We start from the raw sequence: 16,804 nt of genomic DNA on the forward strand, positions 1-16,804 counted from the left end.
AGTAATACCCAATTACGCTATAACCACTTACCTTTATGTCGACAATGTTGCACTGCAAACTCGACCAGTGACGTGATTTAATTTGGTTTTCTAATTAGTATGCCGACATTCCCCCTCGGCTGGAGATTTCACCATGAGCGATAGAGTACAAGTAGGCGGCTTACAAGTAGCCAATGAGCTTTACCAGTTTGTTAATACCGAGGCTTTACCCGGAACTGGGGTCAGTGAAGCGCAATTTTGGGGTGGACTCGAAGCCATTGTGAATGATTTAGCACCACGTAATCGTGAGCTATTAGCTAAACGCGATAGTATTCAAGCGCAAATCGATGCATGGCATAAAGCTAATAAAGGCGCTGACTTTGCCACTTATAAAGCGTTCTTACAGTCCATTGGTTACTTAGTGCCTGAAGGTGAGGATTTCCAAATTACTACCAGCCATGTCGACACTGAAATCGCGGTGATGGCAGGCCCACAATTAGTAGTACCTGTGATGAATGCACGCTATGCCTTGAATGCGGCGAATGCGCGTTGGGGTAGTTTATACGATGCGCTCTATGGTACAGACGCTATTCCTTCTACCGATGGGGCTGAAGCGGGTAGTGCTTATAATCCAGTACGTGGTGCGAAAGTCATTGCATTCGGGCGGCAGTTTTTAGATGAATCCGCACCTTTAGCGACTGGTTCTCATGCGGATGCTGTGGCTTATGTCGTCGAGGGTAGTACTTTAAAAGTAACCTTAGCAAACGGTACTGAAACTACTTTAGCCGATCAGTCTCAATTTGCGGGTTTTACGGGGGAAGCTGCTAACCCTAAATCCGTGCTACTCACTCACAACGGCTTACATTTTGATATTCAATTTAATCGCAATACTCCGGTCGGCAAGACTGATAAAGCGGGCATTAGCGATATTGTGATGGAAGCGGCTTTAACTGCAATTATGGATTGCGAGGACTCCATCGCTGCGGTGGATGCTACTGATAAAACCTTGGTGTATCGCAATTGGTTGGGGCTAATGAATGGTACTTTATCCGAAGAAGTATGCAAAGGTGATACAACCATTCACCGCACTCTTAATAAAGACCGTGAATACACCTCACCTGTGGGCACACCCTTAAAACTACACGGTCGTAGCCTATTATTCGTGCGTAATGTCGGTCATCTCATGACGAATCCAGCGATTTTAGATCAAGAAGGTCGTGAAATCCCTGAAGGCATTATGGACGGCATGATGACCTCTCTTTGCGCTATGCACAATTTACAAGGCAAAACCACTGCGGCTAACTCACGCACGGGTTCGGTTTACATTGTAAAACCCAAAATGCACGGCCCTGAAGAAGTTGCTTTTGCGAATCAATTCTTTAACCGTGTGGAAGATGCCTTAGGATTAGCACGTAACACTTTAAAAGTCGGCATTATGGACGAAGAGCGCCGTACTACCGTAAATCTGAAGGAATGTATCCGCGCTGCTAAAGAGCGTGTGGTATTCATTAATACCGGATTCCTTGATCGTACAGGTGACGAGATGCACACCTCGATGGAAGCGGGTGCAATGATTCGCAAAGGCGATATGAAAAACGCTGCATGGATTAAAGCCTATGAAGACTGGAACGTGGATATTGGTCTAGCTTGTGGTCTACAAGGCAAAGCACAGATTGGTAAAGGCATGTGGGCGATTCCTGACCAAATGGCGAATATGCTTACGACCAAAATTGCTCATCCTATGGCGGGCGCAAATACCGCATGGGTTCCCTCGCCTACGGCAGCAACCTTGCACGCTTTGCATTATCACAAAGTCAATGTGATGAAACGCCAAGATGAATTGAAAAAACGTCCACGCGCTAGTCTTGATGCGATTTTGACTATTCCAGTAGCTAAAGAAATCAATTGGAGTGCAGCGGACATTCAACAAGAATTGGAAAATAATGCTCAAGGGATTTTGGGCTATGTGGTGCGTTGGGTGAATCAGGGTGTGGGTTGTTCTAAAGTACCGGATATTAATGATGTGGGCTTGATGGAAGACCGCGCGACTTTGCGTATTTCGAGTCAGCATATGGCGAATTGGCTGCATCATGGCGTGTGTACTGAGCGACAAGTGATGGATGCCCTGAAGAAGATGGCGGCAAAGGTGGATGCGCAAAACGTAGGTGATCCGACTTATACTAAAATGAGCGGTAATTTTGAGAAGAGCGTGGCGTTTAGAGCCGCGTGTGATCTGGTGTTTAAAGGTCGTGAACAGCCTAATGGTTATACTGAGCCGTTATTGCATAAGTATCGCGCTGAAGCGAAAGTAGCGTTGTTTTTTTGATTGCTGTTTGGACTTGATTAAGTAATGAAAAAGCTGTCTTTGGGCAGCTTCTTCATTCGATGCTACTTACTATAGCAAAGCAGTGTCCCAAATGACCAAAGAGGAAGGGCAAATAGTTCCTCCACCAATAGCCCCGTTCGTCGTCGATGCGCTTTAGCCTGCGCCCATTTATGTTCAATGGGATTGAGATCAGGGGAATAAGGGAGCAGAAATAATAGCGTATGTCCGGCATCCTCCAAACAATGACGCTGCAAGCCATCTATGAAGGAGTAGTATTTAGCCCATCCTAATAGTTGCTCAGTTTGAATAAAAAGCCTCAGATTAGCGTCTAATCAGTAATCTATTTGCTTAAAGAGGTGTTTATGAAACTTAAAACTCTCAGTCTGTTAGCTGCAAGCGCGGGGCTGGCTTTAGTACTAACAGGCTGTAACGACCCCTATCATGGTCCTGCCTATGCCAGCGTTACCATTGCTGCTCCCCTAGGACATGGACACCAGCATCGCCCTCATCATAGAGCCTACCCTGTACGCCCACTTCCCCCGCGTGTAGTCTGTCGCGGTCATGGTTGTAGACCTATTCCACCCCACTATCGGCGTTAATGGAGTAACAGCACTAAGCAGTTGAACCCTCAACTGCTTTCTCAGGCAACAGGCTAAAAGCTCGTTCACTTAACTTCAAAACCTGTACCGCTGCATAAGTCCCGCTCGCTCTATCCCGTTTAAAGCCTTTACGCATTAACTGAAACCCTAGCTTTTCCCAAAAACGAATTAGTTCAGGTGTAGACGCATAACTGACTCCAATATAATCCACTCGCTGCTGTTTTGAATAACTAATCAAATAGTTAATTAATAACTTTCCTAATCCTTGTCCCTGATAGTCATCTAAAACTGCAATACGCATAACACGTTCACAAACTAGCTCGCCTGCATAAGGAATTTTTGAGTGCCATGTTAAGGTCTGAGGCAATAAATGCCCCTGTGGTCGACGTTTTCCTTCAAAAACTAATCGCGTCATTTCAGCATCAAAACCACCTTCACGCGACAATAATGCTACTGCTATTACCTCGCTATCTTGCTCTAATATATGAATAGAAATATTAGGAGCATCCAATAGTTGCCTCAAATCGGAAGGGCGTGTCTGATAATGGGCATTGACTAATAAAAGAAAAACTTTTTGCAGGAGTAGCTCATTACTCAATAACTCACCTTGAGAGATTAATTGATAGTAAATATCAGTACTGAGATCATGGCTAGTACTGGGTATAGTAGCGATACTTTGCCCTAATAATAATGAATCTTTTAATAGCTGCTCTAAACTATCATCACTATCCCAACGCACTGGTTGATTTAAAGTCAATACTTGTAGATTATTTTTCTGTAACTCTAACACTTTTCTAAATTTTAAAATAAAACCGCGCCCACTGCCCTCATAACCCTGCACGGTAGTCGAATAAATGACTCGTGAGTACTGTGCTTGCATTTGCATTAATAAGGGTAAGGGGATACTCGCAGCCTCATCCACGATTAAAACATCTAACTCCGGTAATAGTTGTAATAACTCATCAGGAGCTAAAAAATTTAATGGTTTTGTGTGTGTTTTGTAATATTCCTTTTCTAAGGCTTGAATTGCACTTTTGCGCGGTGCTGTGATGCATACTTTTAAGCCTTGCAGACTTAGTTGAGCAGCAAATGCACCTAACAAAGTTGATTTGCCTCGCCCCCGATCGGCTAGTAATAAACTAATGCCTTGATAATTTTGCAATAGCTTCAGTACTTGAACTTGCTCATGAGTCCATTGCCAATCATGATTCAGTATTGGGGCAGGTTTTAGAGGCTTAGGTATAGAGGCGCTTTCGTTCAGCCAGTTAACCATTGGGCAAGCTTGCCAGTATTTTACAAAGCGCTGAATAAAACGTCCTGTTAGGGGATTATTTTCAAATAGATAGGGGATAAAACGTTGGTAATCGGGATCGGGGAAATTTGCCCAAGTACTTAAGGGTGGAGTGAGTAGTAAAAGTACTCCGCCCCCACGGATCGCCCCGACACTCAGCGCGAGTGCATTGCTATCTAAGCCTTGATGTGCATCGAAAACGAGGGCGTCTAGTGTTAAACCTAAAACAGTCTGGGCTTTTTGATCGGGAATCCATGCAATAGTGTTAGGGTCATGAGTACTCAGTAAATAGTGAGCACTTTGTTTGCACCAATTAGCCTTACCACTGAGTACCCAGACGCGCCGTTGCATCATGCAAGCTTAAACGGCGTCAGAACCTGACTCACCGGTACGAATACGAATAGCTTGCTCAACAGGTAAAACGAAAATTTTACCATCGCCGATTTTTCCGGTTTGCGCGGCTTTTAAAATCGCATCAATCACGGCTTCGACCTTATCATCGGTAGTGACAATTTCGAGCTTCATCTTTGGCAAGAAATCAACTACATACTCCGCACCACGATACAGCTCGGTGTGACCTTTTTGGCGACCAAAACCCTTAACCTCAATCGCAGTCATTCCGGTTATCCCGATTTCAGTTAGAGCCTCGCGCACATCGTCGAGTTTAAAGGGCTTAATAATGGCTTGAATTAGTTTCATATCTACTCCTGAATTAATTTTATGCTAAAGGCAAATGACGCCGCCAACCTGAGGTCATGGGATAACGCCAATCTTTACCAAATGCACGAATAGTAATACGCACTCCGGGAGAGGCTTGGCGACGTTTGTATTCATTTAATAGTACCAGATTTACCACGCGGCGCACGGTTCCACGTTCAAATCCAGCCCCTACTATAGCCTCTAATGGCTCATTCAGCTCCATAAAACGGCGCAAAATTTCATCCAGCACCTCATAAGGCGGTAAAGAATCCTGATCGACTTGTCCGGGGGCTAACTCGGCTGAGGGCGGACGGGTAATAACCCGCTCTGGAATAATTGGCACTGGGCTTAATGAGTTACGATATTGCGCCAAACGATAAACTAAGGTTTTGTAGACATCTTTTAAAGGAGAAAACGCCCCTGCCATATCGCCGTACAAAGTGGCATATCCTACAGCGGTTTCACTTTTATTACTGGTGGCGAGCAATAAACTACCGAACTTATTCGACATAGACATCAGCAGCACGCCACGAATCCGCGCTTGTAGGTTTTCCTCAGTCACATCGGCTTTCTTACCCACAAATACCGGAGCTAAGGTGCTTTCAAACGCTTTAAAGGTGTCCTCAATGGGTAGGTTGTGATATTCAACCCCCATGAGTTGTGCTTGTTTGGCGGCATCTTCTTGACTCATAGCTGCGGTATAACGAAACGGCATCATAACCGCCGTGACATTTTCAGCGCCTAAGGCATCGGCTGCAATCGCCAGCGTCAAAGCCGAATCAATCCCACCCGATAAACCTAGCAGTACTTTTTTAAAGCCATTTTTGCGCACGTAATCCTGCACCCCTAGTACCAAAGCGGGATAAACCTGCTCTTCAGTAGTGTAAGGGAATGAAGCCTCGGGTAAATCGGTACGGGTAAATTCCCAATCAATGACTTCAAACTGCGGATTGAAAATCGGGGCTTGATAGGTCGTCTTACCCATAGGATCGGATAGCATCGACGCACCATCAAATACTAATTCATCCTGCCCTCCGACTAAATTCACATAAGCAAAGGGTAATTGAGTACGTTTGGCATGATTGATAAATAATTCACGGCGCTCAAATTGTTTGTCATAGCGAAATGGTGAAGCATTGAGACTGAGAATAACCTGAGCGCCTGCTTGTTTAGCCTTATCAACAGGCTCGTCGTGCCAAATGTCTTCGCAAATCAAAATGCCTGCTTTGACTCCCTCAATATCAAGCACACACGACTCATTACCCTCAGCAAACCAGCGTTTTTCATCGAATACATGGTAGTTGGGGAGCTTTTGCTTGAAATACTCGTGTACTACTTTGCCGTCTTTGAGCACGCAGGCAGCATTACGAATTTGTCCCTCGCGCATTAAGGGCACACCCACCACCACATAAACCTCTGGAGCCACTTGTGCCAAAGTCTGCACACTCGCTGCCATTTGCTGCATAAAGTCGGGGCGAAATACCAAATCAGCTTGCTCATAGCCTGATAACACCAGCTCTGGTAGCAATAACACTTGGGCTTGAGCGGCTTGGGCTTTTAAAATCGCATCAGTGATTAGACTGACATTGCCTGCTACATCGCCTACACATACATTGATCTGCGCTAGAGCAATACGTAATTTAGGATTATTGTTTTGCACGGTTTGATTCGGTAGTAGTATGAAGATCTTGAGACTATACCGGAATCTACTTTAAACATCATGATCAGCCGTATCATTTTTATTAGCGTTTTGCTGGCAGTTGGTTATCTATTGCTAAGATCGTGGCAACGCAAAAAATTTATTAAAAAACAAGCTCAGGAACCCGCTGCTACCACTCAAATCACACCCAAGCGCATGGTGCGCTGTGATTACTGTAGTTTGCACATTCCAGAGCATGAAGCTATTGCAGATGGGGGGCAATTCTATTGTTGTCTGGAGCACGCACGCCGCTTGAAGAATCCACATTAGGACATAAACACATAGCACCTTTTTTTCTGCATGATGATCCGTGGAATCTATTACGCCTCTATCATGTGTACCGCTTAGCCTTAGCAGGCTTACTCCTATTGTCAGTCGTCACTAATCACAATGCGATTAAGCTGGGTACTTATGATCCCTATCTATTTTCATGGCTGGGGACTATTTATCTTATTGTTGCCATTATTAGCAATCTATCCTCCTATTTTGAATGGCCCGATCTGCCGATTCAGGGTGTAGTGTATGTGGTCTTTGATATAGCCATTTTGCTGGGTCTGCTGTATAGCAGTGGCGGAGTGAATGTAGGGTTAGGGGTATTACTGGTTATTCCAGTGCTCATTCCCTATCTGTGTCTACCTGGGCACTATTCTATTTTACTAGCCGCAGTGACGGGTATTTGTTTAATCAGCATGGAGTTAGTGCTCGCCTCTGATTTACAAAAAACGGACTCATCCTCTCTGACTCATAGTGGTATTTTAGCGGGCTTTATTCTTCTAGCCAGTTGGCTTGGTAATCGTTGGATCCATAAGGCGAGTGAAATGGCGTCCCTTGCGCAACGGCGCGGGGTCGATTTAGCTAATCTCTCCCAACTCAATCAATCCATTTTAGACCGCTTGGAATCGGGTATTGTCGTAGTCGAGCATACGGGCGTGATTCGTCATATGAATGCGGCGGCTTGGGACTTATTAGGTAATCCGGGCAATTGGCGCAGTAAGCCTTTATCGGTTTTTGCCCCCGAACTTAATCATCATTTGCAGCATTGGCTGGAAAAAATCAGTCCCCGCCCCGCGAGTTTTGATATTCGCCACCAACATACCACTGAGCTACGTGCGCGTTTTACTCAAATGGGGAGTCATGCACGACAAACCACCTTAATCAGCATTGAAGATACCAGCGAACAACGCGAAAAACTTCAAGGCGTAAAACTCGCTTCACTAGGACAACTCACTGCCAGTATTGCTCACGAAATCCGCAATCCTTTAGGCGCTATTAGTCACGCCGCACAGCTCATGGGTGAGTCACGTTTAGATGCGGCTGATAAGCGCCTATTACAAATTATTCAAAGCAATGCCAAACGCATGAATATTACGATTGAAAGCGTGCTGAATTTATCGCGCAAAAAACATCCTAAGCGCGAGCGTCTAGTACTCAAGCCTTGGTTGAATGAGTTTTTGCGTGATTTTTTAATTCAAAGTCAGCTACAACGTGAGCAAATTTCACTATTTATTGAGCCTGCGGACACCACAATTGAATTTGACCCTGCACACCTACATCAAGTAATGTGGAACCTATGCCGTAACGCTTTAAAATATGCGCATGACACCCCTAGTAAATTACATCTAGATATACAAGGTGGAACGCCCACCCACACACGGGATGTTATGCTGAATATTATTGATAATGGTCGCGGTATTCCTGAAGACTTACGCCAACGCCTGTTTGAACCCTTTTTTACTACCAGTACGAAAGGCACGGGCTTAGGTTTATTTATGTCACGCGAATTGTGTTTAAGTAATGGTGCGAGTCTGGAATATGTGGCACTACCCACGGGAGGTAGTTGTTTTCGGATTATTTTCTCGCGGGCACATCGCTAATTAACGAATACTAAAAATTATGACTCAACAACGTGTACTCATTATTGATGATGAACCGGACATTCGTGAACTACTGGAAATCACCTTATTACGAATGGGCTTAGATACTGCTACCGCAGGTAATGTCAGCGAGGCATTAGCCCACCTCAAACAAGCTCAATTCGATCTATGCCTGACCGATATGAAGCTACCCGATGGCAGCGGCATTGATATAGTACGCTTTATTCAAAAAGAACTACCGCACTTACCCGTAGCGGTGATTACTGCTTTTGGCAGTATGGATACTGCCATCGAAGCGCTAAAAGCAGGCGCTTTTGATTTTGTCTCTAAGCCTGTTAACTTACCCAAGCTACGCGAACTGATCCAAACCGCACTGAAACTATCGGCACAACAAACTAGCCCTGAACCTGTTCTACCCTTTACTACCGAACCTGAATCAAGTTCTGATCAAAGTAATATTTTAGGGCGCTCTGAGGCGATGCAGCAGCTTAAAGCCACGATTGCTAAATTAGCCCGTAGCCAAGCTCCGGTTTATATTCACGGTGAATCGGGCAGTGGTAAAGAACTGGTGGCGCATCAAATTCATCTCCAAAGTCCGCGCAAGGATGCCCCTTTTATTCCGGTCAACTGCGGTGCTATTCCCGAAAACTTAGTCGAGAGTGAATTCTTTGGGCACAAAAAAGGCAGTTTTACGGGAGCCGTCGCAGATAAAATTGGACTGTTCCAAGCCGCACACCAAGGAACCTTATTTTTAGATGAAGTGGCTGATTTACCTTTGACGATGCAAGTCAAATTACTGCGTGCCATTCAAGAACGCGCAATTAAATCGGTAGGCGGCTTAGCTGAAGTACCTGTGGATGTACGTATTTTAAGTGCCACGCATAAAAGCCTCGAACATGAAGTGGCAGCAGGACGCTTTCGGCAAGATTTATATTACCGTTTAAACGTCATTAAGCTAAAAGTCCCTCCGCTACGCGAGCGTGGTGACGATATTTTATTATTAGCGGATTATTTTTTACGAAAAATTGCACAACGTTGGACTATGCCACCGATTAAATTGGCAGCCTCTGCCCGTAAAGCGCTACAAAGTTATGACTTTCCGGGCAATGTGCGCGAGCTGGAAAACATTCTCGAACGTGCTTGTACTTTATGTGATAACAACACTATTGAGCCGGAAGATTTACAGCTCCCGCAAGCCTTAGTACCGCCTAAAGCTGCTACTCATTCGGTATTGACATCGAACCCTTCACGTCTTTCGAGCCATGAGGCACTTTATGAAGAAAGTCAAACAGCTACTGAGGAAGGTCACTTAGAAAACCCTGATCTTGATCCCAGTTTGCAATGGAATCCGGGGGGTAGTGAAGCGGACGAGAAAGCGATTATTTTAAAAGCACTGGATCAAACGCGCTGGAATCGGACTAAGGCGGCTGAACTATTAGGCATGAGTTTTAGGCAACTACGCTATCGTATTCAAAAATACGATTTAGATGCTCGTTAAGGTTACGTTCTGACAAGGCTGACACAAACCTGTCAGATAGTGACATATTATTTTAAATAAATAATTAGTGCTCACAGCAAGTAAATAAAAATTTAATCTAAAACAAAGATTTAGATCGATATAAATAGTTGGCACGCCCCATGCATTAGTATTCATGTCTCCCCAAGACTTTAAGACTCTCAATAATAAATAATTCTAATTTGGAAATGTAATTCATGAAAAACGTACAAAAAGGTTTCACATTAATCGAGTTAATGATCGTAGTAGCGATTATCGGTATTTTAGCAGCGATTGCTTTACCTGCTTACCAAGATTACACCAAGCGCTCACACGTATCAGAAGGTTTGAGTTTAGCCGGTGCAGCGAAGTTAGGTGTTACTGAGTTCTTTGCAGATCGTGGCGCTTTACCAACAAGTAATGCCGATGTTGGGCTAGCTGCCGCGACAGATATTAAAGGTAACGCGGTAAAAAGTGTTGCTGTAGGTGGAAGTGGTGTTATTACTATCACTTACAATAGCAAAGTTACAGATAATGCAACTTTAATTATGACTCCTACTGCTGATGTAACCAAGGGTTCTGTAACATGGAATTGTACTACTGGTACTGTAGATAAAAAATATCGTCCTGCTACCTGCCGTGGCTCATAATCTAAGCTAATCATCTAACATCAAGAGGTTTCCAATTGGAAACCTCTTTTAGTTTTACCAACCATTCAGACACAAGCAATATCTCTTCCCTTAAACTGCAACTGAGCAATCGGGCAACTCTAATGCAGTGATAATAATAACAATATGGCTATCAAACCAACCGTATCGACCAACACTAACTCGCCTAAACCTGCTATTCCCGGGTTTATTCGCCAACTTATTAAACTCAACGCTACCACTGAAGAACAAGCGCTCGAAATAGTCACTACTGCTAAAGCCGAACATATCACCATCATGGCGCAGATGATCAAGATGCGCATCACCTCGCCTATTCTGCTCGCCAAAGCAGCTAGTCTCGAATACGGCTTAAGCTATGTTGATCTGGATGCGATTAATATTGGACCCGATGTCTTTAGCCTGATTAGTGATGAGCAAAAACAGCGCCTGAATCTATTACCGCTCTATCGTATGGGACAACGCCTATTTGTGGCGATTGCCGACCCTGCGCATTTGCCTCATATGGATGATGTCAAATTCGCCACAGGTTTGACTCCCGATCCAGTATTTGTGGAATACAATAAGCTCAACTCTTACCTGCATCATAGTGAAAGCCTAGCGGCCGCCGCTGCCTCAGGTGATAATGCGGTGATCAATACGGGGATGATGATCTCCAATGAAGCCATTATTCAAAATATTGCTCTCGATACCCAAGAGTTACGGGCTAAAAATGAAGGCGAAGAGGTCGAAATTGTTTCCTTCGTAGATAAGCTCCTTGTGCATGCTATTACCTCTAAAGTCTCAGATATTCATATTGAGCCTTATGAAAAAACCCTAAGAATCCGCTTTCGTATTGACGGCATGCTGCAAGTCATTGCCACTCCTCCGATTGATATTGCCACTAAATTAGTAGCGCGGATCAAAGTTATGGCACGCATGAATATTTCTGAGCGGCGCATCCCTCAGGACGGGCGCATACGCATTACGCTGAAAAGCGGCAAAGATATTGATTTTCGTGTGAATACCTTACCGGTATTGCATGGTGAAAAAGTGGTTATGCGGATTCTAGATTCGGCTAATGCTACGTTAGGTGTTGATAAACTCGGCTTTGATGCAAAACAAAAGGCTGATTTTATGAACGCCTTAAGTAAACCTGACGGTATGATCCTAGTCACCGGTCCTACCGGAAGTGGTAAAACGGTCACCCTTTATACTGGCTTAGGGATTCTCAATACACCTGAAAAAAATATCTCTACTGCTGAAGATCCGGCTGAAATCAATATGCCCGGCATTAATCAGGTCAATGTGAATCCTAAAGTAGGTCTAACCTTCGCCGATGCTTTGCGCTCTTTTTTGCGCCAAGATCCCGACATTATTATGGTGGGCGAGATTCGTGATCTAGAAACCGCTGAAATTGCTATCAAAGCGGCTCAAACGGGTCACTTAGTACTCTCGACTTTACACACCAATAGCGCTCCCGAAGCACTCACCCGCTTAATGAATATGGGAGTAGCACCTTTTAATATTGCCACCTCAGTCCATCTGATTATTGCTCAACGTCTTGCACGGCGCTTGTGTGACAAATGCAAGCGCCCTCACGACCTACCCCAAGATGTACTCCTTGGCATGGGTTTTAAACCAGAGGAACTGTCTATTTTAAAGGTATATAAAGCGATAGGCTGTGATGTTTGCTCTAACGGCTACAAGGGACGGGTGGGTATTTACCAAGTGATGCCCATTTCACCTGCTATGGCTCGCATAGTCATGGATGGTGGCAACTCGATGGATTTAGCTGAGCAGGCACAACGTGAAGGGGTGGTAGATTTACGCCAAGCAGGCCTAAATAAAATTCGGGCTGGACTCACCACACTAGAAGAAATCGAGCGTGTGACTAAAGACTGATTACTTAATTATAAAAACTATAGATTAATGAAAAATAAAATATTTAGCTACTTAGAAAGTGACAAAACACTTATTATTATTATGACGTTGTGTCTTACCTCTCTTAGTGTAATGCCTTTCCTTATTGAAGGAAGCTTTCATGACTCACAGCGCTTAATCAGCATTTTTATTATATTAATTTTAAGCTATAAAACAGTATATACAGGAGCTATAGCAAAAACTAGCACATATATAATATTAGCCTTAGCAATTTCTGGTTTTATTAGTAGCGTACTCTCTATTATACCTTATTGGTCTATGATTGAGCTGCTACTATTAATAAGTTTGGTTATACTCATAGTAAATTTTCAAGTTGAAAATTATTCATTTTTAGCGCATAAAATAACATTATTATTTTGTTTTTTGCAGCTAATTTACATTTTCAGGGCTTTAATAAACTACTCTATAGTATTAATTAGAAGCGACCCTTTAGATATAAACATGATCATAGATGGCTTTAGTAATTTACGCTTTTATGGTCAATTTATATCTTGGACTCTACCTTTTATAGTAGCTTATACTTGTGTAAATAAAGATAAAAACAATAAATACTTACTATTTACTACCATGCTGAGCACAGGTTTAGTATTGCTAAGTGGAACTAGAGCATTTTTTGTTGGCATGCTTTTTAGTATTGTTAGTACATATTTTTTTGTACCAACCCTTTGGAAATCTTATACATTAGCAATATTAAAAGTCCTACTAGGTGGTATGGTATTTTATATTACTACACTATTTATCATACCTTTTTATCTGAACATTGATAACTCCCTACTATTAAACTCAAGCATTAATAGAGATTTAACAAACTCTAGTGGAAGATCAGAAATTTGGTTAACCACTCTGAAAGTATTTATAGAATACCCTTATTTTGGTATCGGACCTATGATGTTGGCACTCGATGGTATTTATAGTGGTGTAGCACATCCTCATAATATGTTTTTACAAATCCTCAGTGAATGGGGTGTTATCTTTTCATTAATATTTTTAACTATCTTATATAAGATGATCAGTAGTTGGAAAAACCTTATCCAACAGAACGCCTTTATAAGAGCACCTATTGCTTTAGGCATTACAGCCTCTATTAGCTCAGCTTTTATGGTAAGTTTAGTAGATGGTATTATTGTTATGCCCGTTAGTATTATTTACTTAGGTATTATAGTTGGTCTCGGATCAGCAGTGTGGAAGCACTGGACACCTCAAGAAACCTCTATTAAATTAAGTTACTCACTTAAAATATTGCTATACACCCCAATAATTTTATTAACGATTATAAGCGCTCAACAGTGGTTGAATCTAGAGCAATTCGATACCAATGCATCTAGACCACGTTTCTGGCAACATGGCACACTAGCCAAACCTTCACACATTGAGGATTTACCAATAAACTGGTAAAATCTCATTATAATTCATATGCTTAATATGGTAAAAACATATTAACAAACCAGTTATCATGTAAATCACAAAAGTTACTAAAGTATGTTAAAATTCACCAAGTTATAAAAATAATAATGGCGATGTATGGCGACTCACACTAATCAAAAACCACCCGAACCGCGCGTCTTTGCTTGGGAAGGTACGAATAAAAATGGAGTTAAAATCAAGGGTGAAAGCCCGGCGCTCAATGCTAACTTATTGCGAGCTAACCTACGTCGTCAGGGCATTAATCCATTACGGATTTATAAAAAGCCAGTTCCACTGATTCCACCTAGCATCAAGTCTATTCATATTACTCAATTTGCTAGACAAATGACGACTATGATGAGTTCGGGTGTGCCTATGGTACAAGCGCTAGAAATGGTAGCGAATAGCGGCGATAATGCGGCCATGGCTAATTTAATCAAAAACATTAAGCGCGATGTCGAAGGTGGCTCTAATTTTGGGGTGGCTTTAAGTCATCACCCTAAATATTTTGATCCCTTATTTGTCAACTTAGTAAAAGCAGGTGAGCAAGCAGGTACATTAGAGAACATGCTAAATAAGGTGGCGCTTTATAAAGAAAAGACTGAAAGCACCAAAGCTAAAGTCAAAAAAGCGTTAATGTATCCTATTATTGTGATCATAGCCGCTATTATTGTCACTGCTATTATGTTGATTTTTGTTATTCCTCAGTTTAAAGAAATTTTTTCGGGTTTTGGTGCTGAGTTGCCTGCTTTTACTTTATGGGTTATTAGTTTATCAGAGTGGTTACAGGCTAATTGGTATTTACCTCTTGGTGGTATTATATTATTAGTCTATGGTTTTATTGAAATGAAACGACGCTCCCCTACGTTTGCCGATGGAGTAGATCGCTTGTTTTTGAGGCTACCTATTATCGGTAATATTTTAAACCTCTCTGCCATTGCGCGTTATTGCCGTACCTCCTCTACCATGTTTGCAGCGGGTGTTCCTGTAGTAGAGGCGATGGATGCGGTATCAGGAGCTACAGGTAATGCGGTTTATCGTGATGCGACCTTAAAAATTAAAGATGATACGGCCAAAGGGGTACAGCTCAATACCGCTATGCAAACTGCACAAGTATTTCCTAGTTTAGTATTACAGATGACACGGATTGGGGAAGAGTCGGGACGTTTAGAAGAAATGTTGGGTAAAGCGGCTGACTATTATGAGGAACAGGTAGATAATTTAGTTGACTCACTGGCTAAACAAATTGAACCCTTAATTATGGCAGTATTGGGGGTATTAGTGGGGGGATTAATTATTGCGATGTATCTACCTATTTTCCAATTAGGTTCGGCTATTTAAATTATAATAAATTTATTAAATTTAGGCTTGCATAGGATAGGGAATGGATTTTATTACTTTAATAAGTACTAATAACACTTGGTTATTATTTACGGTAGGGCTATGCTCCCTATTGGTTGGTAGCTTTTTGAATGTGGTAATTTATCGCCTACCTATTATTTTAGAACGGCAATGGAAAGCCGAGTGTATGGCTTTAACCAGTCACGTATCTGAACCTTTAGCTGAAACGCCCTTCAATTTAGTCGTACCCCGCTCTCAATGCCCCACCTGTGGTCATGCGATTAGTGCTTGGGAAAATATTCCCATTCTAAGCTACCTAGTATTAAAAGGACGTTGCATTAGTTGTAAAACACCTATTTCTATGCAGTACCCCTTAATTGAAGCTATCACTGCTTTATTAAGTATCCTAGCCGCGTGGAAATTAGGTTATTCAACCCAGCTATTAGTTTTTTTGCCTTTTACTTGGACATTGATTGCCTTATTCATGATCGATGCCAAAACTATGCTATTGCCTGATCATCTGACTTTACCTTTATTATGGGCGGGGCTGATGGTTAACTACTATGGCGTTTTTACTGACCTGCATAGTAGTGTGATGGGTGCTGCCATAGGTTATCTATCTGTATGGAGTATCTTCTGGATGTTTAAGCTGTTGACTGGCAAAGAAGGTATGGGCTATGGCGATTTTAAATTATTAGCCGCTTTAGGTGCTTGGGGGGGGTGGGCAATTTTACCCTTTGTGATTTTTGGCGCTTCAGCTTTTGGGGCTTTATTTGGTCTTACTTGGATGGCACTTAAAGGGCAACAAACCAGCACACCACTGCCCTTTGGACCTTGGCTCGTGGCGGCTGGATGGGTAGCCGTCTTATGGCAACCCGTCATTACTCAACTCACATTAGGCTATATCTTCCCTTAGTTCAGCGGTAAATCACGCCAAAAAGGTAGAGCACGCTCTGTGGGGCGTTTATTACTCGTAGCTACCACTACTGTTCTATGCGGAGCCGTAAAGCGTCGCACGGTGGCTTTAGGGGCTACTCTAGTCACCACTACTGTTTTAGGAACAAATTTAGGGGCTACTCTAGTCACCACCACTGTTTTAGGAACAAATTTAGGTGAAATATGCGTCACTTTTACTGTTTGCGGTCTAGGCTTAGGTGCTGCTTTAACAACCACTGCTGCGGGTTTCAGACGTGATACGGTCTGAGACGGTTTTGCAGGCATTAAATCAATACTCTCCGGCTTTTGGCGTGCTTTGACGTGACTTGCCCATTTTGCTTTCATTTTGCCTAAGTAGGCGCTATTGGGCGGATTATCCATATAGTAGTCCTCTAAAATAGCTGCACGTTCCGCAGCCATGACTGAAGTACTCCAACTGGCTAATACAACGCATACTGCTGCTATTACATGAGTGGGGGTTAAGCTCATGACATCATCCTTACATTCAATTACACAACACTAATCTCTAATTGATAGCACACCCTAGGTAAGAACTCACTGTATCTAGTGGAT

Annotated in this window: 15 protein-coding genes; 10 read left to right on the plus strand and 5 right to left on the minus strand. The window is 42.8% G+C overall.

Going from position 1 to position 16,804, the window contains the following annotated elements:
• Window positions 1–133: 133 nt before the first annotated feature.
• A complete protein-coding gene (locus IPL34_RS03610) occupies window positions 134–2,305 on the plus strand; it encodes a malate synthase G (protein ID WP_296837857.1) in 2,172 nt (723 codons plus the stop codon).
• Window positions 2,306–2,367: 62 nt separating this feature from the next.
• Here the strand turns inward: IPL34_RS03610 and IPL34_RS03615 are convergent, their stop codons facing one another.
• Window positions 2,368–2,559: a transposase gene (locus IPL34_RS03615; RefSeq protein WP_366931019.1), complete on the minus strand. Its 192-nt coding sequence runs from the start codon at window positions 2,557–2,559 to the stop codon at window positions 2,368–2,370.
• A 108-nt stretch (window positions 2,560–2,667) separates the two neighbouring features.
• On the opposite strand from IPL34_RS03615, the gene IPL34_RS03620 reads away from it, so the two are divergent.
• Window positions 2,668–2,904: a hypothetical protein gene (locus tag IPL34_RS03620; protein WP_296837862.1), complete on the plus strand. Its 237-nt coding sequence runs from the start codon at window positions 2,668–2,670 to the stop codon at window positions 2,902–2,904.
• A 13-nt stretch (window positions 2,905–2,917) separates the two neighbouring features.
• Here IPL34_RS03620 and IPL34_RS03625 read toward each other — a convergent pair whose 3' ends face one another.
• Genes IPL34_RS03625 through IPL34_RS03635 form a run of 3 tightly spaced genes read right to left on the minus strand, consistent with a single transcriptional unit; the run spans window position 2,918 to window position 6,554 of the window.
• The gene (locus IPL34_RS03625; protein WP_296837866.1) at window positions 2,918–4,549 is read right to left on the minus strand and encodes a GNAT family N-acetyltransferase; all 1,632 of its coding nucleotides are present in this window, start codon (window positions 4,547–4,549) and stop codon (window positions 2,918–2,920) included.
• Window positions 4,550–4,555: 6 nt separating this feature from the next.
• A complete protein-coding gene (locus tag IPL34_RS03630) occupies window positions 4,556–4,894 on the minus strand; it encodes a P-II family nitrogen regulator (protein ID WP_296837869.1) in 339 nt (112 codons plus the stop codon).
• 19 nt (window positions 4,895–4,913) lie between these two features.
• A complete protein-coding gene (locus IPL34_RS03635) occupies window positions 4,914–6,554 on the minus strand; it encodes an NAD+ synthase (protein ID WP_296837872.1) in 1,641 nt (546 codons plus the stop codon).
• Window positions 6,555–6,614: 60 nt separating this feature from the next.
• On the opposite strand from IPL34_RS03635, the gene IPL34_RS03640 reads away from it, so the two are divergent.
• The 8 genes from IPL34_RS03640 (at window position 6,615) to IPL34_RS03680 (ending at window position 16,211) form a co-directional block, all read left to right on the plus strand.
• On the plus strand, window positions 6,615–6,863 hold the full coding sequence (locus IPL34_RS03640; RefSeq protein ID WP_296837875.1) for a PP0621 family protein: 249 nt from the start codon (window positions 6,615–6,617) through the stop codon (window positions 6,861–6,863).
• On the plus strand, window positions 6,824–8,467 hold the full coding sequence (locus IPL34_RS03645) for a nitrogen regulation protein NR(II) (protein ID WP_296837879.1): 1,644 nt from the start codon (window positions 6,824–6,826) through the stop codon (window positions 8,465–8,467). Before IPL34_RS03640 ends, IPL34_RS03645 begins: the two co-directional genes overlap by 40 nt.
• Window positions 8,468–8,486: 19 nt before the next feature.
• Entirely contained in the window at window positions 8,487–9,965 is a 1,479-nt protein-coding gene (locus tag IPL34_RS03650; RefSeq protein ID WP_296837882.1) for a sigma-54 dependent transcriptional regulator, read from the plus strand.
• A 215-nt stretch (window positions 9,966–10,180) separates the two neighbouring features.
• A complete protein-coding gene (locus tag IPL34_RS03660; RefSeq protein WP_366931020.1) occupies window positions 10,181–10,612 on the plus strand; it encodes a pilin in 432 nt (143 codons plus the stop codon).
• Between the two features lie 144 nt (window positions 10,613–10,756).
• Window positions 10,757–12,511, plus strand: coding sequence for a type IV-A pilus assembly ATPase PilB (gene pilB / locus IPL34_RS03665; protein WP_296837885.1), 1,755 nt, complete (start codon window positions 10,757–10,759; stop codon window positions 12,509–12,511).
• A gap of 27 nt (window positions 12,512–12,538) precedes the next feature.
• Window positions 12,539–13,945 (plus strand): O-antigen ligase, encoded by a 1,407-nt coding sequence (locus IPL34_RS03670; RefSeq protein ID WP_296837888.1) that lies wholly within the window; start codon window positions 12,539–12,541, stop codon window positions 13,943–13,945.
• Window positions 13,946–14,071: 126 nt separating this feature from the next.
• Window positions 14,072–15,295, plus strand: a complete 1,224-nt coding sequence (locus IPL34_RS03675; RefSeq protein ID WP_296837891.1) for a type II secretion system F family protein — start codon at window positions 14,072–14,074, stop codon at window positions 15,293–15,295.
• Between the two features lie 43 nt (window positions 15,296–15,338).
• A complete protein-coding gene (locus tag IPL34_RS03680; RefSeq protein WP_296837894.1) occupies window positions 15,339–16,211 on the plus strand; it encodes an A24 family peptidase in 873 nt (290 codons plus the stop codon).
• Here IPL34_RS03680 and IPL34_RS03685 read toward each other — a convergent pair.
• Window positions 16,208–16,720: a hypothetical protein gene (locus tag IPL34_RS03685; protein ID WP_296837896.1), complete on the minus strand. Its 513-nt coding sequence runs from the start codon at window positions 16,718–16,720 to the stop codon at window positions 16,208–16,210. The two genes, IPL34_RS03680 and IPL34_RS03685, sit on opposite strands and share 4 nt — an antisense overlap.
• Window positions 16,721–16,804: the final 84 nt, after the last annotated feature.

The organism is Thiofilum sp., from assembly GCF_016711335.1.
In the GTDB taxonomy this organism is placed as follows: domain Bacteria; phylum Pseudomonadota; class Gammaproteobacteria; order Thiotrichales; family Thiotrichaceae; genus Thiofilum.